This is a genomic window from Methylobacterium sp. 2A (assembly GCF_009806555.1).
GTDB lineage: Bacteria > Pseudomonadota > Alphaproteobacteria > Rhizobiales > Beijerinckiaceae > Methylobacterium.
On sequence record NZ_VUOK01000019.1, the window covers coordinates 47564 to 67636 of the forward strand.

The window sequence follows — 20073 nt, forward strand, 5'->3', positions numbered from 1 at the left end:
CGGACGCCGCAGCCCGCGCCTGATGTTCGTCCTGCATATCGCCCTGCAGGGCTGCCTGCGCGGCGACGGTGTCGTCTACGGGCTCACCGCCGACACGGGCGGCCATATCCGTTATCTGCTCGATCTGGTCGCGGCCTCGGCGCAGGATTGCGACCTCGCGCGGATCGTGGTGGCGACCCGCCTGTTCCGCGGCCCCCTCGGCGCCGCCTACGCCGTGCCCGAAGAGCCGATCGCCGACAAGGTCACGCTCGTGCGGCTCGCGAGCGCGTCTCCGGATTACCGCGCCAAGGAGGCGATGCACGCCGAGGTCGCGTCCTTCGCCGAGAACCTCATCGCCTGGATCGCCGCGCAGGACCGGGCGCCGGATCTGATCCACGCGCATTATGCGGACGCCGCCACGGTGGCGGCCCTGGTCGAGGACCGGCTCGGCATCCCCTTCGTGTTCACCGCCCATTCGCTCGGACGCGTGAAGGCGCGGATGCTGGGCACCTCCCCCGTCCGCCCCGATCTCACGCGCCGGATCGCCGCCGAGGAGGAGGCCCTGGCGCGAGCCCAGCTCGTCATCGCGTCCTCGCGCGACGAGGCGGAGGTGCAGTATGCCGGCTACGCGGCCTACGATCCCGGCCGCGTCCGAATCCTGCCTCCGGGCAGCGACCTCGCGCGCTTTGCCGCGGCCCAGCCCCATCCCCGTATCGACGGGGCGATCGACCGCTTCCTGGACGATCCGGCCAAGCCGGCGATCCTGGCGCTCGCCCGGCCGGTGGCGCGCAAGAACCTCGCGGCCCTGGTCTGCGCCTACGGCGAGAACCGCGCGCTCCAGGCCTGCGCCAATCTCGTGATCGTCGCCGGCAGCCGCGACGACATCGACGCCCTCGACGGCGACATGGCCGCGACGATGCGCGACCTCCTGGTGCTGATCGACCGCTACGACCTCTACGGGCGCGTCGCCTACCCGAAGACGCACCGTCCGGAGGACGTGCCGGCGATCTACGCCCATGCCCGGGCGCGCGGCGGCCTGTTCGTCAACCCGGCCCTCAACGAGCCCTTCGGCCTGACGCTGCTGGAGGCCTCGGCCGCCGGCCTGCCGCTGGTCGCCACCGATAGCGGCGGCCCCAACGACATCGTCGAGACCTGCGGCAACGGTCTGCTGGTCGATCCGCGCGCGCCGGACGCGATCGCCGAGGCCTGCCTGCGGATCCTGGGCGATCCGGCCCTCTACGCCCGCTGCGTGGCCGGGGGTGCCCGGGCGGCGGCGGCCTATGACTGGGACCGGCATGCCGCCCGCTACCACGTGCTGCTGCGCGCGCTGCTGGCCGCGGAACCGCCCGCCCCGGCGCCCCGGCAATTGCTCGTCTGCGACATCGACAACACGCTGGTCGGCTGCGATGCGGCGATGGGCATCTTCCGCCGGTGGCGCAGCCGGCAGGCGGGGCTGGCCTTCGGCGTCGCCACCGGCCGGTCCTTCCACAGCGCCATGGCGGTGCTGGAACAGCAGGACTCTCCCCGGCCCCAGGTGATGATCACCTCGGTCGGCTCCGAGATCTACCACCTCGACGCCAACGGCGTGACCTACACGGCGGATGCCGCATGGCGCCGGACCATCGCGCCCGGCTGGGACCGGCCCGCGATACAGGCAGCCTTGACCGGGCTCGACGGGATCACCCCGCAGGGCCCGCTGGAGCAGCGCGCCCTGAAGCTGAGCTACTTCGCCGACGCGGCGGCCGCGCGGCGCATCCGCGCGCACCTCGCCCAGGCCGGTCTCGCCGCCCGCGTGATCCACAGCCACGGCCGCTACCTCGACATCCTGCCGGAGGCGGCCTCGAAGGGCACCGCCGTCGATCACGTCCGGGCGCTCTACGACCTGCCGGAGCACGCAATGTTCGTGGCCGGCGATTCCGGCAACGACATCGAGATGCTGGGCGCCCGCGTCCAGGCGATCATCGTGGCGAACTATTCCGACGACCTCGCGAGCCACGCCGCCCTGAAGCACTCCTACGTGGCCCGCCGCACCCATGCCCGGGGCATCATCGAGGGGGTCTCGCATTTCCGCCGGATGCTCGCCGATGTCAGCTGAGATGTCGGCTGATTTCCGGGCGGAGCCGGCTCCGAGCGTCCTGACCCTGGTCCGCGGCCGGGCCGACCGCCTGCGCAACCTGATGCGCGGGCTTGCCCGCCAGACCCTGCCCCCGCGCGACCTGATCATCGCCTGGATGCAGCCGGAGACCGCGCCGGACCTGCCGGATCCCGGCTGCCCCGTCCGCCATCTCCATGTCCCGGGCGAGCCGATGCCGCTCGCCGCCGCGCGCAACCGGGCCGCCGAGGCGGCCAGCGCGGATCTCCTCGTCTTCCTCGACGTGGATTGCATCCCGGCGCCCACGCTGGTGGCCGCCTATGCACGGGCCGGCGCCACGGCGCGGGGGCTTCTTCTCGGCGAGGTTCTCTACCTGCCGCCCGAGGCGGTCGCGGACGATCCCGATCCGGCGGTGCTCGACCGCCTGGGCCGTCCCCATCCGGCCCGGCCCGCCCCGCCGGAAACCGGCCTGCGGCCGGAGCCCGATGCGGGCCAGCTCTGGGGCCTGTCCTTCGCGCTGCCGGCCGCGTCGTGGCACGCGGCCGGCGGCATGGACGAGGCCTTCGTGGGCTATGGCGGCGAGGAGACCGACCTCGCCGCCCGGCTCGCCGCCTCCGGCCTGCCGGTCTTCTGGGTCGCGGGCGCCCGCGCCTACCACCAGCACCACCCGGTCCACGTGCCGCCGCTGCAGCACTTCGCGGCGATCCTCGCCAACGCGGCGCGCTTCCGCGCGCGGCACGGGCGCTGGTGCATGACCTACTGGCTCGGCCAGTTCCGCGCGGCCGGGCTGATCGACTGGCACGCCGACGCCGCCGCGATCCGCCTGATCCGCCCGCCCTCCGCGTGCGAGATCGCCGCCGCCCTGCGGCCCGACGCCCTGTTCTCCTGAGATCGAGCCCGAACCGCCCGCCATGAAGAAGCCGATCGCGTTCTTCGTCCATCACCAGGGCCGCGGCCACGCCAACCGCACGATGGCGGTGGCCGCCGAATTCGCCCGCGACCGGCCGGTCTCGGTGCTGACCGCCGATCCGCGCCTGTTCGACGGCTTCGGCCGCGACATCGAGATCGTGGCGCTGCCCAACATGATCGGCGCCGCGGTGCCGACCCCGCGCCTCTACGCCGAGCCCACGCCGCAGGTGATGCACTGCGTGCCCCTGGGGCTGTCCGAGATGCGCCGGACCATGCGGGCGATCCTCGACCATCTCGACGCGCGCGAGATCGGGCTGTTCGTGGTCGACGTCTCGGCGGAGATCGCGCTTCTGTCCCGCATCGCCAGCGTGCCCGCCGTGCAGATCCGCATGCATGGCGACCGCTCCGATATCGGCCATGTCGGCGCCTACGAGGCCTGCGTGGGGATGCTCGCCCCGTTCGACGAACGCCTGGAGCAGGACGATTACCCGGCCCCCTTACGCGCCAGGACCTTCTACAGCGGCGGCCTGTGCACCAGCGTCGACCGGGTGCCGGAGCGCGCGGAAGCCCGCGCCAGGCTCGGCCTCGACCCGGCACGGGAGATCGTCGTGGCGGTGACCGGCGGCGGCGGCAGCGGCACGCCCTACGCCCCGCTCACGGTCGCGGCCCGGGCCGAACCCGAGGCCCTGTGGCTCACCCTCGGTCCGACCCATCGCGAGGGCCACGAGACCGACTTTTCGAATTTGCGCGAGCTCGGCTGGGTGGCCTCGGTCACCGATTACCTCGCCGCCGCCGACATCGTGATCGCCTCGGCGGGCGACAACACGGTCCATGAGGTGGCGCGGGTCGGCGGCCGCCTGATCGTGATGCCGGAATGGCGCTACTTCGCCGAGCAGACCCGCAAGGCCGAGGCCCTGGTCCGCCTCGGCGCCGCCGTCCAGGCCCCCGCCTGGCCCGGCGATCTCCGGGGCTGGCGGGATCTCCTCGCCCGCGCCCGCGCCCTCGACGGGGCCGCGCTGCGGAGCCTCTACGCCCCCGACGCCGCCGCCCGCGCCGCCGGCTGGCTCGAAGGGCTGACCGACGCGCTCTGGGATCGCGGACCCGCCGGCGCCGAGCCCCTCCCGCTCCAGGGCATCGCGGCCGAATGACCGCTGCCCTCCCCCCGACCCAGAAGGAGCCCGACCGCCCCATGTCCACCGCCTCCGTGGTGACCCTCGCGAAGGGCCGGCCGGCGCATCTGCGCAACCTGCTCCGCGGCCTGGAGCGGCAGACGCAAGCTCCCGCCGCCTTCATCGTCGCGGTGATGCAGGAGACGCCCTACGACCTGCCCGAGGTCGGCTTCCCGGTGCATCAGATCCTCGTGCCGGGTCGTGAGCTGCCGCTGGCGGCGGCGCGCAACCGCGGCGTCGCGGCGGCGAGCGGGGATGTCGTCGTCTTCCTCGACGTCGATTGCATCCCGGCGCCCGACCTCGTCGCCGACTACGCGCGGGGGCTCGCCGACCTCGACGGCCTGCTGATGGGCGAGGTGCTGCACCTGCCCGAGCGCGCCACGACGGGCGCCTGGGACTATGACGGCCTCGATGCCGTGGCGGAGCGGCATTCCGACCGCCGCGGCCCCCCGGCCTCCGGCATCGAGATCTGCCACGATTACCGCTGCTTCTGGTCGCTCAACTTCGCGATCCGGCGGGCGACCTTCCTGGCGACCGGCGGCTTCGACGAGCGCTACACCGGCTACGGCGGCGAGGACACCGACTTCGGCAAGATCCTCGACCAGAGCGGTATCCCGATCGCCTGGATGAAGGGCGCGCGCGCCTATCACCAGTACCACCCGCACCACATGCCGCCGGTCCATCACCTCGACAGCGTGGTGCGCAACGCCGAATTGTTCGAGGCCAAGTGGGGCTACCGCACGATGGGCCACTGGCTCTACGCCTTCAAGGTGATGGGCCTGATCGACGACACCCCCGACCGGCCGATCCGCATCCTGCGCCGGCCCGACGCGGCCGATCTCGCGCTGACCGGCCAGCAGAGCCACCAGCCCTACACGAATTCGGCCTCGGTGATCCGCGCCATCGAGGCCCGGCACGATGCCGACGCCGCGGAAGCGCCGGCGCCGGTGACGGCGTGAGGATCGCGCTCCTCGCCCATCTGCGCCACCCGATCGCGCCGCCCTTCGCGGGCGGCCTCGAAGCCTATACCTGGACCCTCGCGGACGGCCTCGCCGCCCGGGGGCACGTTGTCACGCTGTTCGCCTCCGGCGACAGCGATGCGCGCTTCGCCCTGGATCCTGTGATCCCGGTCCATCACGAGCGGAGCCATGCCGGCCTGGAGCACCGGGGCGATGCGGGCCTGAAGGCTCATTGCGACACCGGCTACGCCGCCGCCTGCGACCGGATTGCCGCCGGCGGTTTCGACGTGCTCCACAACAACAGCCTGAGCCGCCTGCCGCTGGAGAAACGGCGCATTGCCGCGACGCCGACCGTCACGTCGCTGCACGTGCCGCCCTACGACGCCCTGCGCTGGTTCGTGCAGGCGAGCGCCGCCCCGGGGCACCGGATCACCGCGCCGTCCCGGGCCCATCTCGACGCGTGGTGGCCGGCCGGGGCGCCGCCGGAGGCCTCGGTGCTCCACAACGGCATCGATCCCGCCGCCTGGCCATATCGTCCGGACGGCGACGGCAGCGCCGTCTGGTGTGCGCGGATCACGCCCGACAAGGGCGCGCATCACGCGATCGCGGCGGCGCGCCGGGCCGGGCTGCCGCTGACCCTGTTCGGCCCGATCGAGGAGCCCGATTACTGGGCGGCGCAGGTCGCGCCGCGGCTCGGCGGAGCGATCCGCTACGGCGGTCGGCTCGGCGGCGCGGCGCTGGCCGCGGAGGTCGGCCGCGCCTCCGTGTTCCTGACCACCCCCTGCTGGGACGAGCCGTTCGGGCTGGCGGCGGTCGAGGCGATGGCCTGCGGGCTGCCGGTCGCCGGGTTCGCCCGGGGCGCCGTCCCGGAGGTCGTCGGCGAAGCCGGAGCCCTCGCGACACCGGGGGACGCGGCGGAGGATGTGGCGGAGGACGTGGCGGGTCTTGCCCGCGCCATCGGCGAGGCGCTCGCGATCCCGCGCCGGGTCCCGCACGGGCGCGTCCTGCGCCTGTTCACCCGCGCGCGCTGGCTCGACCGCTGCGAGGAACTCTACGCGCAGGCCCGCGCCGGGGGGTGACCCCACGCTCCCACGACCGTTCGCGCGTCCCGCGCCTCTTCCAGACTCTCCAAGCCAGAGCCGAGACATGACCCGACAGGACCTGATCGCCGCCCTGTGGCACGGCCGCGACCCGTTCGCGGATCCCCCGGCGGACCTGCGCGCCGCCGACCTTCAGGGCTGGCGCAGCATCCACCCCTACCTCGCGGAGGCGGTGACCGATCTTCGGCCCCGCGTGGTCGTCGAAATCGGCACCTGGAAGGGGGCCAGCGCCCTGTTTCTCGCGCGAACCATGGCCGAGCACGACGTCGCCGGCAGCGTGATCGCGGTCGATACGTGGCTCGGGGCGGTCGATCATTGGGCGGACGCGGCGCTCTTCGCGGAACTCGCCACCGAGCATGGCTATCCGAGCCTCTACCGCACCTTCCTGGCCAACGTGGTGCGCGAAGGCATGACGGACCGCATCGTGCCGCTGCCGCTCGACTCGGTGAACGCCGCGGAACTCCTGCATCTGCGCGGCGTGACCGCCGATGTCATCCACCTCGATGCCGGGCACGAGGAGGCCTCGGTCGCGGCGGACCTGCGCGCGTGGTGGCCGGTCCTGCGTCCCGGAGGCCTCCTGATCGCCGACGATTACGACCGCCTGGGCGGCCGCTTCCCGGGCGTGACCCGGGCGGTCGATGCGTTCTGCGCGGAGGCCGGCGTGCAGGGACCGTGGTCGCTGCGGGGCAAGTGCAAGTTCGTCAAGCCGGAATAGAGCCGGATTGAGAGGTCCGCCAGCCGGCAGGCCAGCGGGTAGAGGGAGCGGTCCGCGGCAGTTCAGTCTCGATCTGGAACGCGCGATCGAGACCGCCCAGAGGCAAGGGCTGGCCCTTCGACCTGCTGGGCGCCCTGCCGAAGGCGGAAGTGGCCTCAGGCGCGGCCTCGGCACCGGCCGCGGTCGAGCATGCCGTCCAGATCGGGGCCGGTTGGGCGGCGGGCGATGCGCGCCTGCGTCAGGCCCTCTTCGCGCTGCCGCGTCGTCGGCCCAGTCCCAGCACCCGACAGCGCGCCTCGGCGCATGAACGAGCCCCACGCAAACGCCCACCCCGAGCAAGCCAAGCTCGAGCCGCACGATCCAAGCGCCTATGGGGCGTCGCCCTCCAGGCGGCAGGCCCGGAACCCGCCTCCGCCAAGCCGGGATCCCGCGTTACCTGGCCCCGGCAGCCGGGCGCGGCGCTCGCACCGTCTCGAACGGGGCGAGCGATCCGATGGCGTCCCTGCGTCCTCGTCCGTCCTGGCAGGTCGGTCCGCATTCGGCGCTCGACCACGTGATCGGCGATGGCGGCAAGCCGGTCTCGAAGACGGGGCGCCCCGCCACGGCGTTGACGATGACGGCGCTGCGCCACGCCATCAGGCTGAGCTGCGGCTCCGCGATACCGTGGCTGATCAGGCCGCCATTGAGCACGAAGATGCGGTTCTGCGCCGGCCCGTCCCAGGCTGCGGCGAAGTCGGGGCCGATCTGCGGGCGCCCGGTGGAATCGCGGGCGAGCCGGTCGCGCAGCGGGTCCAGGCAGGGCGGCAGCGCGAAGCGGTAGCCGGTCGCCAGGATGACGAGGTCGGCCTGCGCGACGTCGATGCGCCCGTCGAAGCCGTTGCGCATCAGGAGGCGGTAGGCGCCACCCGCCCGCTCGACGTCCAGCACCTCGCGATGCGGCATCAGGCGTGCGGCGACCGGCGCGTCGGCCGCGTGCGGCCCGGCGAGATGCCGCAAAGCATAGAGGCGCCGGTAGATGGCCTGCAGCGTCGAGGGCGAGATGCCGTCGCCCGCGAGCTTCTGGTGCGCCACGGTCGCGCGGCGGCGTGCCTCCGGGAGGGCATGGAAGCGCTCGACATAGCCGGGCGTGAACAGCTCGTTGGTGAACGGCGTCGCGTCGATCGGCTGGAAGTTCGGGCGCCGGCTGATCCAGTCCACCGAGGCCGGGGCGTCCGGGCTCCGGTTCAGCAGGGTCAGAACGATCTCCGCGCCGCTCTGGCCGCCGCCGATCACCGCGACCCGCCGGCCGGCGGTGCGGTCGAGGAACGAGGCGGCCTGCGCGCTGTGTGCGTGGTCGCGCGGGTCGAGCTTGCCCGCGAAGGCCGGCAGGTTCGGCTGCAGGCCGATGCCGAGGGCGATGCTGCGCGCGTGGGCCGGACCGCCCTCGCCGCGCAGATGGAACCGGTCCGCCTCGAAGCGGACTTCGTGGATCGCCGTGCCGAAGCGCAGACTCGGGAGCCGGGCCGCCACCCAGGCGAGGTACTGCGCGAATTCCTGCCGCGGCACCGCCCCGAACTCGGCGTTGAGGAATTCGTAGAAGCGCTTCTGCGCCACGAGATAGGCCAGGAAGCTCCAGGGGCTCGTCGGATTCACCGCCGTGACGAGGTCCTTGAGGAACGAGGTCTGCAGCGCGACCTCCGGGAGCATCATCCCGGGATGCCAGTCGAAGGCCGGAGCGCGGTCGAAGAACAGCGCGTCGATGTCCTCGACCGCGTCGAGCTGCGCCGCGAGGCTCAGGTTGAAGGGGCCGATGCCGATGCCGGCCAGATCGAGCGTACGGTCCGTCATGATGCGAGGAACCCTGCCTGGGAGCCTGTCCGGGCGGCGGTCTCAGGCGCTGCCCGGGCCGCCGCGGCGATGTCTGCGCGGTGGAGGGGGTTGATCAGATCGCTGCCGAGCCGCGGCACCGGCCGCAGGTTCGAATCGCCGTATCCGAGGGCGAGGCGGACGCGGTTGATGCAGACCCGCGGCACGGTCGGCGCGAACAGCTCGAACAGGCGGAACCGGTCGGCGAGTTCGGGATGCCGGGACTGGTAGCCGCGCAGGACCCGCGCCAGCGCGCCGTAGAAGGCGATCTCCGGCACGCCCTGGTCGCGCAAAAGCGCGTCCGAGACGAAGCGCAGCAGGCTCGCGAAATGGCCGGTCTGGAGATGCTGCAGCAGATGGGCGTGCGGGCGGCGCAGGAGCGTCTCCCGCACGCCCGGCGGCAGATCGTGGCTTTCCGGGAAATCCTGATCGACGAGATCGGCATCGCCCTGGAAGTCCTTGAGCGCCACGCCGCAGGGCACGCCGTCCCGCAGGATCACGGTGACGTTCTGGCCGTGGGCGATGAAGCCGACGCCGTAGCGGCAGAGGAAATGGTAGAGCGGCACCGCCACATGGTCGAAGAGCCGCTCCAGCCACGCCTCCGCGCCGAGGCCCGAGCGCGCGATCAGGGTCCCGACGAGGGGGCGGCCCTGCCCGTCCGCCTTGAGGAGCGCGCCCATCATCAGGGCGGTGGTGCCGGGTTCGAGCCGGCCCTCGACGCCGTCGCGCCAGATCACCCCCAGCATCTCGCGATACTGGTAGGGCGCGTCGGCGATCCGCTCGTAGACGGGGTGCGGATAGAAGGCGCCGGCCCGCTCCCGCAGGATCACGGTGCCGGCGAGCGCGGGATCGGATGCGGCCTTGTCGGCGAGCCAGCCCGAGAAGGCCGGCCCGATCGCCATGTACTTGCCGGGCACGCCCCGCCACGCGGAGGTGTTGAGGATCGTCAGCGCGAGCTTCACGTCGAGGCGGCCGCCCGATTCCGCGGGGGCCAGGGTGCGCAGGGATTGCAGCGGCCTGTAGGCCCGGCCGAAGATCCCGAGCGGGACGAGGCGCCCGGCCGCGATCTCCCCCGCGAAATGCAGCGCGATCCGGCTCTGCCACTGCCAGGGATGGACCGGCAGCAGCAGGAACCGCTCCGGGTCGACGCCGCGGGCGGCGCAGGCCGCCGTCAGACGGGTCCGCTCCGGCCCGTCGAGGGCGTCGGCGAGGAGATCGGCCTCGGCAAGGCCGGGCTCGTGATCGAAGCGGCAGGCGGCCCGGTCGGCCGCGACCCAGAACAGCCGGATCTCCGGCTGGAATTCCGGCGCGTAGGCCTCGAACTCGGCCAATCCCCAGCCGATCCGCCCCTTGCTCGCCGGCGCCTTGGGATGCCCGTCGAGATAGGCCTGCAGGATGCGGTCGCTCAGCGCCAGGAGCGCCGGCCCCGTCCTGTCCCGGCCGATCGCTGCGATCCGGGCGTCGGCGGTCAGGGTGCTCAGCACCTCGGCGATGTAGGTGCAGAGCGTCGCGGGCGCGATCCCCAGCACCCGGCTCGCGTCGACCAGGAAGCCGGCGGCGTCGCCGGCCGGGCTCGCGCGGTCGCCGACGACGCGAACCAAGCTCGCGGGATCGATCGCGAGGTTGCCCCAGATCCGGCGCTCGGCCCGGAAGCGGTAGGCGATCCCCTCGTCGAGGCGCAGCAGCCATTCCGTGGCTTCGCGGTTCGTCGGCTCGGGCTCAAGCGCCTCCTCGAAGGCGAGTTCGGCGATGGTCTTGGCGATGAGCGCGCGGTTCAGGTCGCGCCAGAGCGGCGCCGTCACCGGGCCGCCACCCGGCAGCGGCCCGAGGCTCACGGGGCCGACGCTCACAGCGGCACCTCGCGGAAGAAGCGCGCGCGCTCGCAGCAGACGAGCGCCGCGCGCTTGTGGGGGAAGTCGAATTCCTTGAGCGTCGCGTAGGCCGCGTCCGCGCAGTAGCTCAGCATCTTGCGGTGCGAGGCCCGCGGCTCGCCCATGATCCGCCGGGTGCGGGGCTCGTCCAGGAACAGGTAGTGGGTCACGGCCTTGAACCACGCCAGGGTCTTCGGCCGGCCGAGATGGGCGGCGTTGCCGATGAGCCCGTGCCAGCCGCGGTCGAAATCCTCCGCGTCGTAATAGGGGCCGAGCCGGTCCTCCTTGGCCCAGTAGAACTCGAAATAGCCGACCGGCACGTCGTCGAAGCTGCCGATCACCCCGAACAGGTGCGGGTCGGCCTCCTGGTCTGCGAGATAGCGGTCGAGTTCCGCCGCGCCCTGCGCCAACTCCCAGTAATAGGCGACCCGGGGCTGGTTCATCCATTCGTGGAACAGCGCGAGGTCGCGCCGCCGGTCGATGGACCGGAACGACAGGGTCGTGCCGAGATGGGGCAGCCAGCGCCGGTACAGCGTGCCGTTCGGCTGCGGCGGCCGCAGGGGCGGCAGGCGGTCCTGCGGCCCGACGCGCGATCGGATCAGCGGGTAGGCGGCCCGCGTCCCCGGGCTCAGCCAGAGCAGCGGGAGCTGGTGGAACTGCGCCCGCTCGATCAGCGCGTCGGGCGTCGCGCCCGGTTCGGTGCGGATCTCGCCGGCCAGGGCGAGAAGCGCCGGGGCACCGCCGAGGCCGGCGACGCGCAGGCGTTGCGCGTCCGGGCAGCGCTGGAACGCGGCCTCGACCAGGGCGGCCAAGATCGCGGTCTCGCCGGGATGCCTTCCGTCCGGGTGCAGGATGTCCAGGATCGCCGTGTCGGCCCCGGCCGGTCTGCGCAGCTCCGCCTCGGCGACGGTCGCCCCGTTGCGCGTCGCCTGGAGCCGGGCGCTGTGGGCGTCGCGGGGCAGGCTCTCCACCGTGAGGCCCTCGCCAACGACCGGCCAATGCCGGCTCGTTCCCGTCCAGCCGTCGAGGGGGATGCCGACGAAGCTGTCGGTGCGGGCGCGCAGGGTCATGGGCGGACCTCCGCGGAATCGACGGCGAGCGGGTTGGGCAGGCCGACATGATGCGCCAGGGGATCGGTCACGTCCGTGTTCTCGTTGATGTTGCGGAAGCAGATCATGAAGTTGCCCTTGCTCCCGAGGGTCGGGGCCTCGAGCAGGAGGCGCAGGCAGGTCTTGTCGGGCAGATCCGTCCCGGCGAGCGCCTCGACGAACCGGCGCAAGTGCCGGATGAGCACGTCCTCGCGCGCGAGGCCCGCGACGGCGATGGCGCCGATCACCGCGAAGACGCTGTTGACGATCAGGTAATAGGCCACGATCCGCGCGGCCTCGGCGGCGGTGAAGAGGTGGCCGGATCCGAGGTCGAGCCCCGGCGCGGCCTCGGCGAGCATGGGCAGGAACTCGCGCACGAAGCCCGTGCCCTGGCAGTCGCGGAAGAAGGCCTCGGCCGGCCACCCGTCCGCGAGGCCGATGACGAGGTTCTGCTGGTGCGCGCCGAACAGCAGGCCATACGCGCATTGCAGTTCGAGGAGCGGCCGGACCGCGGCGTCGAGGAAGCGGTCGAACCAGTCGATGGCCACGGTCTCGGCCCCGCGCGCGCCGCCCTCCCGCGCGGCGATGCGCAGGATCGTGTCGGCCAGCGCGCTGCCCCGCCCGTCCGGGTCGATCTCGCACAGGGCCGCCAGGACCGCCGCCGGGCGCTGACCGGATCCGCGGAACGGATTGTCACGCAGCGCGACGATGGTCTGCGGCAGCAGCGCGCCGTCGGCGCCGCGCAGGGCGAGGTAGCCCGGCTCGCCGAGGATGTGGAAGCGCGGCCAGCGCGCCGCGATCGCCGCCCCGATCGGCCCCTGCAGCAGCGCGTCGACCGCGAGGCCGCGGGCGCACTCGACCGGCTTGATCAGGCGCAGCGAGTTGGTGAGCCGGAGGCTCAGCGAATGCTTCAGCATGAGGCGCGCATGCGGCGCGTAGAGGCTGCGCAGGGAGGTCGTGGCGAACCACGGGCTGCCCCCGGGGCCGTGATCGATCAGCTGCCCTGAGCGGAACAGGGCGTCGACCGCGGGATCGAGGGTGAGCCGGGCGGCCTGCCAGGGATGCATCGGCAGGAGGACGCGGCCCTCGGACGCCGCCAGGATCCGCCGGTCGAGGGCGGAATCCTCCGCGGCGAGGCCGGCGCTGAAATCCGCCGCACTCTCGGCCCGCGCGCTGCCCTGCACCACCGCCTCGGGCGCGGCCGACCACCAGCGCAGGGGGAAGCCCCGGCCGTATTCGGGCGCGAAGCTGCGCGCCTCCTCAAGCGTGAACGCATCCCGGCTGCGCGGGGTCGGATGCACCGCGTGGCCGAAGCGCAGGGCCCGCTCGGCGTCCCGGAAGCTCGGATCGCCGTGCCGGCCAAGGCCGGACGAAGGCGCGCGGGCGAGCAAATCCTCGATCGCAGCGAGGCTCTGGAAGACCCGGCCCAGGAAGGCCGGCGCGGCCCGGGCCGCCTCCGGACCGACGATCTCCGGCTCGTACGCGATGGCCGCGGCGAAATCCGGGAAGGCCATGATCCGGGCGGGCGCGCCGGCGCGGTACTCGCGGAACGGGAGGCGGAACACGTGCAGGCCGACCGCGGAGACGTGGACGAGCGCGATCTCCACCACGGAGCCGCGGCTCGGCAGCGGGATGCGCAGCCGCCGCGCGCCGGGGCCGGCATCCGGGTCGACCTCGGTGGCCGGGACGAGCGACCAGCCCCGCCATTCGCGCAGGAGTGCGTTCAGGAAGCCGCGCGCCGAGATCTCGCAAGCAACGTCGGCCAAGAAGATGCCCGCTTCGACCATTCATCCTCCTTCTATCGGCAATTTTTGGCAGTAGACGAAGATAAAGCGCGGCGCAAGCCCGTTTCTATACTATGGAATTATTTCAAAACAACAAAACAGATTTTGCAGGCCGGGCGAACGATGCGCTAAGAGGGCGCCCATCGACGAGGCGCCCATGGTTGCACATCCGATCGGCCCATCCGGACGCGCGGCGGCGCGGCTCTCCCTCGCGGCGGCTTCCGTGGGCTTCGGTCAGTCGGCCGTCCTCGCCCTGGTGCCGGTGACCGCGGCGCGCACCGGGCTCGATCCGGCGGCGATCGGGGGCGTCGCCCTGCTCGGATCGGTGGTGTTCCTGCTCTGCGCGCCGGCCTGGGGGCATCGCGGCGGCGCGTGGCGCCTGCGCGGCCTGTTCGGGCGGCTCGCCGCCCTGATGGGGCTGGGTCACGCCCTGTTCGGCCTCGCGCTCGTCCTGCCGGGTCTCCCGGCGGCCGGCGCGCTGGGCCTGCTGGCGGCGTCGCGGATCGCCTACGGGGCGGGCGCGGCCGGGGTGATGCCCCATGCCCAGGCCGCCCTGGTGCGCGGCCTGCCGCAGGCCCTGCGCCCGGCAGCGCTCGGGCGGCTTTCTGCCGGCCTCGCGGTCGGCCGTATCCTGGGCTCGCTGGTGATGGCGGGCGGCCTGTTCGGGGCGGTCGCGCCGCTCCTCGCGCTGGCGGCGAGCCCGCTCCTGCTGCTCGCCGCGCCGGACCTCGCGGGCGGGGCCCGGCCGGCGCGGGGTAGCGCGGGGCGGGACTTCCTGCGCGCCGCGGCGCCGCTCCTGGCGATCGGCTTCGCGCTGACCGTCGGCCTCGGGCAGATCCAGCTCGTGCTCGGCCTGTTCCTGCAGCAGCGCTTCGGCCTCGTCGCCGAGGCGGCCGCCGGGTTCGCCGGGGCGACCTTCGCGCTGGTCGCGGTCGCGACGATCCTGACGCAACTCCTCGTGGTGCCCCGCCTCGGCCAGGACCTCGGGCGCAACCTGGGCCTGGGGCTCGCTGGGTTCGCGGCCGGCTCCGGCCTGATCGCCCTGGCGCCGACCCCATGGCTCGCCGGGCTCGGCGCGGTCCTGGCCGGCGCCTGCCTCGCCCTCGCGACGCCGACCTATACCGCGGCCCTGGTGGCCCGGGTGCCGGAGGAGGCGCAGGCCGCCGCGGCGGGCTGGCTCGCGAGCGTCCACGTGCTGGGCCAGGGGATCGGCGCCCTGAGCGGCGGCGCGGCCTTCCGGATCGCCCCGACCCTGCCGCCCTGGTTCTGCGCGGCGCTCGGCCTCGCGCTGATCCCCGTGGCCCTTCGGCTCGGGCGCGGCGCGGACCATCAGGACGGGCCGCGGCCGGTGCCGAGCAGCCGCACGGTCGCCACCGTGGCGATCCCTGAGAGCAGCGTGGCGAGCCCGAACAGGGCGCCGTAGCCGAGGAGGTCGGCGAGCTGGCCCGAGATCAGCGAGCCGACGAAATAGACGATGAGCTGCGCGCAGGCGAGGATCGTGAAGTCGGTGCCGGGCTGGTCGGTCGAGGAGACCGCCATGAACAGGCTGTAGAGCGCCACGATCTCCATGTAGCGGATCAGCGTCTGGAATCCGGCCGCGCCGAAGAGCGGCCACAGGCCGACCACGGCGCCCAGCGCGTGGGCGGTGAACAGGGCGAAGCACAGGGTGCGCGCGGTCCCGAGCAGGCCGAGCGTGGCGGCGGTGCCGTAGCGGCGCACCAGCAGCGCGGCGAGCCCCGAACCGGCGAGCCCTGCGGTGGCCGCCGCGAAGCCCGACAGGTAGCCGATCCGGTCGAGCGGCACCCCGGCATCGACGAGGTAGGCGCCCTCCATCGCCTTCACGAGGCCCTCGCTGACCCGGTAGGTCAGGGCGACCCACAGGATGGTGCGCACCTCCGGCCGCCGCAGGAAGGCGCGGATCGAGGGGCGCGGCGCGCTCGGGCCGGGTGCGGGATCGCCCTCACGCATGCAGAAGGCGGCGGCGAGCGGCGGCAGGCAGAAGGCGGCCGCGGTGAGCAGCATCACCCGCCAGCCGGCCTGGTGGTAGAGCACGAGGCTCAGCGTCCCGCCCACCACCACGCCCAGGGCGACCGAGCCGCCCTGGATGGCATTGCCGATGGCCCGGTCCTCGGGCCGCAGCCGGGTCACGGCGTAGCCGTCGGTGGCGATGTCCTGCGTCGAGATCAGGAGCGCGGCGACGAAGCCGATGCCGATCAGGCCGGCGACATCGGTGGGGCCGAGCGGCAGCATCGCCAGGATGCAGCCGATCACGCCGATCTGGGTGACGATCACCCAGCCCGCCCGGTGCGCCCGCGCGAAGGGCCGGACCCGGTCGACCCAGGGCGCCCAGAGGAACTTCAGCACGAGCGGCAGGAACAGCAGGCTCAGATAGCCGATCGCCGCCCGCGAGACGCCGGCCTCGCGCAGGATCGGCGGCAGCGCGGCCGCGATCAGGTAGGAGGGGATCGCCTGCGCCATGTAGAGCGCGGCCAGTACGGCGAAGAGCCGCATCCGCTCGGACCGGGCGGCGCTGACGGGGATGCTCATCGGGGTACTCACGGGGGCATTCATGCGGAAAACGCCCGCACCGCGGCCCGGGCGGCGGCCTCGTCGGGCGCGATCCGGATCGGGAAGCGCCAGAGCCGGCGGAACACGTCCGCGCCCGCTTCGGTGAAGCCGGGCCGCACGAGGACGAGGCCGCGGCAGAGCCGGTCGAGCTCGGCGCGGGTGCGCTTGAACCACAGGGCCTGGGCGCGTTCCCCGGCCGGCGAGAGCTTGCCGATTCCGCCGAGCACCAGGATCAGCGCGAAGGGCCGGTCCTGCGCGCCGATCCGCTCCAGGGCATCGAGATAGGCCGCCTCGTCGCCGGACTGCGGCGGGCCGAGATAGCGCAGGACGACGAGGTCGTCGGTCTCCTCCACGGTGACCATCGGCTCAGAACGTCTTGCGGTAGCCGACCGTGACGGTGCGCCCGAGCCCGTAGACGGTCAGGTTGCGCACCGAGGTCGCGGTGGGATTCCAGTAGGTGGCGTCGAACAGGTTGTCGACGGAGGCGTAGAGCTCGCCGCCGGCCAGAGGCGCGCCGACGGAGGCGTTCACCGTGAAGGCGTCCTTGAGGCGGTAGCGGGTGCCCACGCGGTCGATGCGGGCGTCCCGGCCGGTGAAGCCCTCGCCTTCGAGGCGGAACGACACGCCGTTCTCGAACAGATAGGTGCCCGAGAGCGTGGCGCGGAAGGGCGCGCCGATGCGGTTGTTCGGCAGGTAGCTGTCGAGGCGCCCGTCCCGGTTGGTGTCGTAGCGGCCCTCGCGGTAGCCCAGCACGGTGCCGAGGCTGAGCTGCTCGGTCACCTGCGCGTTGCCGGTGAACTCGACGCCGTAGATCTCCTCCTTCTGCTGGCTGAGCCGGCTGGTCAGCGGGTCGAAGGTCGTGCCCTCGTCCGAGGTCGAGACGAAGCCGCCGAGCGAGCCGGAAAAGATCCCGACCCGGCCGCGGATGCCGAAATCGTAGGAATTCACGATCTGCGCCCGCGGCGCGATGCTGGAATACGCGATGGTGGTGCCCGCCGGCAGGCAGAAGGGCCGCGTCACCGGGCAGGCATAGGCGAGCGACAGGCCGGCGCGCCGCGTGAAGGCGCCGATATCGGCCAGCGCGTAGCCCTGGCTGAAGCCGCCGTAGAGATCGATGCCCGGCAGGAGGTTGAAGGTCGCGCCCGCGTTGAAGGTCGGAGCCGCGTAGGAGAAGCGGCCGCCCGTGACGGCGACCGCGGGCAGCACGAAGGTGGAATAGCCGAGGGCGTTGCGGGCCGCGGTCGCCGCGAAGGTGGTCGGCCGCGTGTAGCCCGCGACGTCCAGGTCGAAATGCTCGTAGCGCATGCCGGCGCGCAGGGTCAGCCGCTCGCCCACGGGCAGCTGCAGCAGGGCGAAGCCGGCATAGCTGTTCTGCTGGAGCGGCGTGAACACGTCCGCGCCGTCGCGGGAGCGCTGGCGCGTGGATTCCGCGATCACGTCGGTGCCCCAGGTCAGCTTCATGCCGGGGAGGAGGACGCTCAGATCCGTGTCGAGGGTGAGGTTGATGCCGCCGCGCTCGGTCGCCAGCGCCGACTGGTTGGCGAGGCTCGTGGGCGCCGAAGGCCTGAACGAGTAGGTCACGAACGGGTTCGCCGGATAGGCGAATTCCGTGTAGTTGGTGCGCTTGTTGATGTCGTTGAAGAAGCCGAGCAGCGAGAGCGACCCGAGCGGCGTGTCGCGGTCTGTGTAGCGCAGGTACAGCGACCGGGTATCCTCGGCGACCGGCAGGCCGGGATAGGACCGCGCAAAGTTCGGGCGCGCGTAAGCGCCGGTGTAATCCGTGAGGTAGCGCGGGTCCTGGTTGAGCAGGATCTGGGTGAGGCCGAACTCGATGCGCTTGGCAAGGTCGAGGTCGTAGCCGAGCCGCAGGTTGATGTTGCCGAGCTGGAGGCGGTCGCCGCCGCCCTGGCCGAGCTGCCCGTCGGAGGGCATCTCCCGGCCCTTGCCGTCGTAGGTGCGGCCGGCGAAGCGGCCCGATCCGGTGAAGGCGTAGTCGATCCCGTCCGGCACCTTGCCGGTCACGCTGATCGAGGTCTCCGGCGCGATCCCGTGGACGGGGTCGGCCGTGAAGGTCCGCACGGCGGTGTTGACGGTGACGACCGGCTTCCCGTCGGTGGGGCGGCGGGTGATGAAGTTGACCGTGCCGCCGGTGGCGCCCGCGCTGTAGAGGCTGGAGGCACCCGCCACCACCTCGATCCGCTCCACGGAGTTGAGGTCGATCAGGTTGAGGATGCGCGAGACGTCGCGCAGGGGCGTGTTCACCGGCACCCCGTCGATCAGGACCAGCAGGTTGCGGCCCCGGAAGGTCTCGGAGGCGCTGGAGATCGTGCCGTTCGGGACCGAGAAACCCGGCACCAGCTTCGCCAGCACGGCCGACGGGCTCGGCGTCAGGGCGAGCTGCTGGCGGATCTGCTCGCGATCGACCACCTGGACGCTCTGCGGCACGTCCTCGATCCGCCGCGGGGCGCGGGTGGCGGTCACCGAGATCTCGTCGAGCGCGACGGTCGGCGCGGCCGTCTCCGCCCGGGCCGGACCGGCCAGGATCGTCCCCGCACCGAGGATCGCGACGAGACCGACATACCGCATGACGCTCAGTTCCACCCTTGTGCGCCCCTTCGAGGCGCCCCGCCGCCGCCGCGCCCGATGCCGCCACCCGTGTAAAACGGGCACCGTCGCGGCGTTGTGCGCAGTTTAAAATTCGTCTAATGAGAGAATTGCGGGGCGACTGAACGCTACCGCACAGTAAATCCCGCAAAAATCCCTCGACATGATCTTGGGCCTCTAGCATGGTGATTGCCCGCTCGCTTGGACTCGGGCGAGCAACAGTACGGACTGCCGCGCAGGATCCGGCTGCACTGGGCATGCGATGACGAAGCGGACAGATCCGGCCGGGGCTGCGGCCTTGATGGCGCACGGGGACGCACCGATGAGCGCCGATCGGGCCGAGCCGGCCGGCGGTGCGCTTCCACAGACGATCGCGGGGCCGGATGCCCTTCCCTTCCGTGGGCGGACCGCGATCCGCCTGGATCCCGATCTCGGCATCGCCTCGGTGTTCGGCCCGTCCCGGACCTGGTGCGACGAAGGAGCGGTCGAGCGCCTGCTTCTGGTCCGGCCCGCGGTCGGGCGTCTTCAGGTGACGCAGGGCGGGCGCACGCTGGCCTGCTGCTCGCGCGATGCGCTGCTCGTCGCGGCGAGCCGGGGGGCCGTGTTCGCCGCGACGGCCGTCGACCGGATCGACGTCCTGGCGATCGAGCGGACCCGGCTCGCGGGGCCGCTGGCCGCCCTCGAATCCGGCTTCCTCCGGCGGATCGGGCGGGACCATCCGGGCCTGCAGACCCTGACGGCCTATGCCGCGGGGCTGCTGCGCGGGCTGATTCCGGCCGCCACCGCGGCGCTGGCGGAGCTCGCCCGGGCGCATCTGGCCGAACTCCTCGCCTTCATCGTGCGCGAGCCCGACCTCCAGGCGAACGCGCCCATCCCGAGCCGGCGCGATCTGCGGATCCAGGCGCTCAAGGCCGAGGTCGAGCAGCGCCTCGGCAGCCCGGACCTGAGCCTCGATACCGTGGCCCAGGCCCAGCGGATCTCGAGCCGGCAGATCCAGGCGCTGTTCCAGGCGGAAGGCGAGACCTTCTCGGGCTTCGTCCTCGCCCGCCGCCTGGACCGGGCGATGCAGCGCCTCACGGATGGCGACGACGCGCGGCCGGTCGGCGCCATCGCGTTCGATGTCGGCTTCGGCGACCTGTCCTACTTCAACCGGACCTTCCGCAGACGCTTCGGCCTCACCCCCTCGCAGGCGCGGCGGTCGCTGCGCAGGGCGGACCGGTTCCAGACCGTCGCCGCGAACCGAGTCCCGGCCGCGGACGGGTGAACCGCGCTCCGTTCCCGGAGGGTCATCGGTTCGGGGTCCGGCTGACGCGGTGCCGGATCGTGGAGGGCTGTCCGGGGACGCCCGCCCCGCCCTGTCGCGGCCCGCTGCCTTCGGCTAAGCTGTCGG

General features: G+C 72.9%; 15 protein-coding genes. 8 read left to right on the forward strand and 7 right to left on the reverse strand.

Annotated features, from left to right (window positions below):
- The first annotated feature begins 22 nt into the window (after nucleotides 1-22).
- The 6 genes from FVE89_RS10250 to FVE89_RS10275 all read left to right on the forward strand — a co-directional run bounded on the left by FVE89_RS10250 (nucleotide 23) and on the right by FVE89_RS10275 (nucleotide 6923).
- Nucleotides 23-2074, forward strand: a complete 2052-nt coding sequence (locus FVE89_RS10250) for an HAD-IIB family hydrolase (RefSeq protein WP_160533930.1) — start codon at nucleotides 23-25, stop codon at nucleotides 2072-2074.
- 1 nt (nucleotide 2075) lies between these two features.
- Complete coding sequence (locus tag FVE89_RS10255) at nucleotides 2076-2960, forward strand: galactosyltransferase-related protein (protein ID WP_160533931.1); 885 nt, start codon at nucleotides 2076-2078, stop codon at nucleotides 2958-2960.
- 22 nt (nucleotides 2961-2982) lie between these two features.
- Complete coding sequence (locus FVE89_RS10260; protein ID WP_160533932.1) at nucleotides 2983-4128, forward strand: glycosyltransferase; 1146 nt, start codon at nucleotides 2983-2985, stop codon at nucleotides 4126-4128.
- 41 nt (nucleotides 4129-4169) lie between these two features.
- On the forward strand, nucleotides 4170-5108 hold the full coding sequence (locus FVE89_RS10265; RefSeq protein WP_160533933.1) for a galactosyltransferase-related protein: 939 nt from the start codon (nucleotides 4170-4172) through the stop codon (nucleotides 5106-5108).
- Entirely contained in the window at nucleotides 5105-6187 is a 1083-nt protein-coding gene (locus tag FVE89_RS10270) for a glycosyltransferase (RefSeq protein ID WP_160533934.1), read from the forward strand. The genes FVE89_RS10265 and FVE89_RS10270 overlap by 4 nt, the downstream gene beginning before the upstream one ends.
- 67 nt (nucleotides 6188-6254) lie before the next feature.
- Nucleotides 6255-6923, forward strand: coding sequence for a class I SAM-dependent methyltransferase (locus tag FVE89_RS10275; protein WP_160533935.1), 669 nt, complete (start codon nucleotides 6255-6257; stop codon nucleotides 6921-6923).
- Between the two features lie 432 nt (nucleotides 6924-7355).
- Here FVE89_RS10275 and FVE89_RS10280 read toward each other — a convergent pair whose 3' ends face one another.
- From FVE89_RS10280 to FVE89_RS10295, 4 genes are read right to left on the reverse strand one after another with little or no spacing between them, the layout of a single operon-like run.
- Nucleotides 7356-8750 carry a SidA/IucD/PvdA family monooxygenase gene (locus FVE89_RS10280; RefSeq protein ID WP_160533936.1) on the reverse strand — a complete coding sequence of 465 codons (1395 nt, stop codon included), beginning with the start codon at nucleotides 8748-8750 and terminating at the stop codon, nucleotides 7356-7358.
- Complete coding sequence (locus FVE89_RS10285; RefSeq protein WP_160533937.1) at nucleotides 8747-10618, reverse strand: IucA/IucC family siderophore biosynthesis protein; 1872 nt, start codon at nucleotides 10616-10618, stop codon at nucleotides 8747-8749. Before FVE89_RS10285 ends, FVE89_RS10280 begins: the two co-directional genes overlap by 4 nt.
- Nucleotides 10615-11709, reverse strand: a complete 1095-nt coding sequence (locus tag FVE89_RS10290; RefSeq protein WP_160533938.1) for a GNAT family N-acetyltransferase — start codon at nucleotides 11707-11709, stop codon at nucleotides 10615-10617. The genes FVE89_RS10285 and FVE89_RS10290 overlap by 4 nt, the downstream gene beginning before the upstream one ends.
- Entirely contained in the window at nucleotides 11706-13514 is a 1809-nt protein-coding gene (locus FVE89_RS10295) for an IucA/IucC family protein (RefSeq protein ID WP_160533939.1), read from the reverse strand. Before FVE89_RS10295 ends, FVE89_RS10290 begins: the two co-directional genes overlap by 4 nt.
- Nucleotides 13515-13668: 154 nt before the next feature.
- Here FVE89_RS10295 and FVE89_RS10300 point away from each other — a divergent pair, with 154 nt between their 5' ends.
- Nucleotides 13669-14934: an MFS transporter gene (locus FVE89_RS10300; RefSeq protein ID WP_160533940.1), complete on the forward strand. Its 1266-nt coding sequence runs from the start codon at nucleotides 13669-13671 to the stop codon at nucleotides 14932-14934.
- Here FVE89_RS10300 and FVE89_RS10305 read toward each other — a convergent pair.
- The 3 genes from FVE89_RS10305 to FVE89_RS10315 are packed head-to-tail and all read right to left on the reverse strand — an operon-like array spanning nucleotide 14841 to nucleotide 18665.
- Nucleotides 14841-16058 carry an MFS transporter gene (locus tag FVE89_RS10305; RefSeq protein WP_202130720.1) on the reverse strand — a complete coding sequence of 406 codons (1218 nt, stop codon included), beginning with the start codon at nucleotides 16056-16058 and terminating at the stop codon, nucleotides 14841-14843. The genes FVE89_RS10300 and FVE89_RS10305 overlap by 94 nt on opposite strands.
- A 20-nt stretch (nucleotides 16059-16078) precedes the next feature.
- Nucleotides 16079-16441 (reverse strand): hypothetical protein, encoded by a 363-nt coding sequence (locus FVE89_RS10310; protein ID WP_160533942.1) that lies wholly within the window; start codon nucleotides 16439-16441, stop codon nucleotides 16079-16081.
- A gap of 4 nt (nucleotides 16442-16445) precedes the next feature.
- A complete protein-coding gene (locus FVE89_RS10315) occupies nucleotides 16446-18665 on the reverse strand; it encodes a TonB-dependent receptor (RefSeq protein WP_160533943.1) in 2220 nt (739 codons plus the stop codon).
- 340 nt (nucleotides 18666-19005) lie between these two features.
- Here FVE89_RS10315 and FVE89_RS10320 point away from each other — a divergent pair, with 340 nt between their 5' ends.
- Entirely contained in the window at nucleotides 19006-19947 is a 942-nt protein-coding gene (locus FVE89_RS10320) for a helix-turn-helix transcriptional regulator (protein ID WP_160533944.1), read from the forward strand.
- Nucleotides 19948-20073 lie beyond the last annotated feature (126 nt).

Coding starts and splice junctions, on each gene's coding strand:
- FVE89_RS10250 (WP_160533930.1), top strand. CDS start 23: ATGTTCGTCCTGCATATCGCCCTGCAGGGCTGCCTGCGCGGCGACGGT.
- FVE89_RS10255 (WP_160533931.1), top strand. CDS start 2,076: ATGTCGGCTGATTTCCGGGCGGAGCCGGCTCCGAGCGTCCTGACCCTG.
- FVE89_RS10260 (WP_160533932.1), top strand. CDS start 2,983: ATGAAGAAGCCGATCGCGTTCTTCGTCCATCACCAGGGCCGCGGCCAC.
- FVE89_RS10265 (WP_160533933.1), top strand. CDS start 4,170: ATGTCCACCGCCTCCGTGGTGACCCTCGCGAAGGGCCGGCCGGCGCAT.
- FVE89_RS10275 (WP_160533935.1), top strand. CDS start 6,255: ATGACCCGACAGGACCTGATCGCCGCCCTGTGGCACGGCCGCGACCCG.
- FVE89_RS10280 (WP_160533936.1), bottom strand. CDS start 8,750: ATGACGGACCGTACGCTCGATCTGGCCGGCATCGGCATCGGCCCCTTC.
- FVE89_RS10290 (WP_160533938.1), bottom strand. CDS start 11,709: ATGACCCTGCGCGCCCGCACCGACAGCTTCGTCGGCATCCCCCTCGAC.
- FVE89_RS10295 (WP_160533939.1), bottom strand. CDS start 13,514: ATGGTCGAAGCGGGCATCTTCTTGGCCGACGTTGCTTGCGAGATCTCG.
- FVE89_RS10300 (WP_160533940.1), top strand. CDS start 13,669: ATGGTTGCACATCCGATCGGCCCATCCGGACGCGCGGCGGCGCGGCTC.
- FVE89_RS10305 (WP_202130720.1), bottom strand. CDS start 16,058: ATGAGCATCCCCGTCAGCGCCGCCCGGTCCGAGCGGATGCGGCTCTTC.
- FVE89_RS10310 (WP_160533942.1), bottom strand. CDS start 16,441: ATGGTCACCGTGGAGGAGACCGACGACCTCGTCGTCCTGCGCTATCTC.
- FVE89_RS10315 (WP_160533943.1), bottom strand. CDS start 18,665: ATGCGGTATGTCGGTCTCGTCGCGATCCTCGGTGCGGGGACGATCCTG.
- FVE89_RS10320 (WP_160533944.1), top strand. CDS start 19,006: ATGAGCGCCGATCGGGCCGAGCCGGCCGGCGGTGCGCTTCCACAGACG.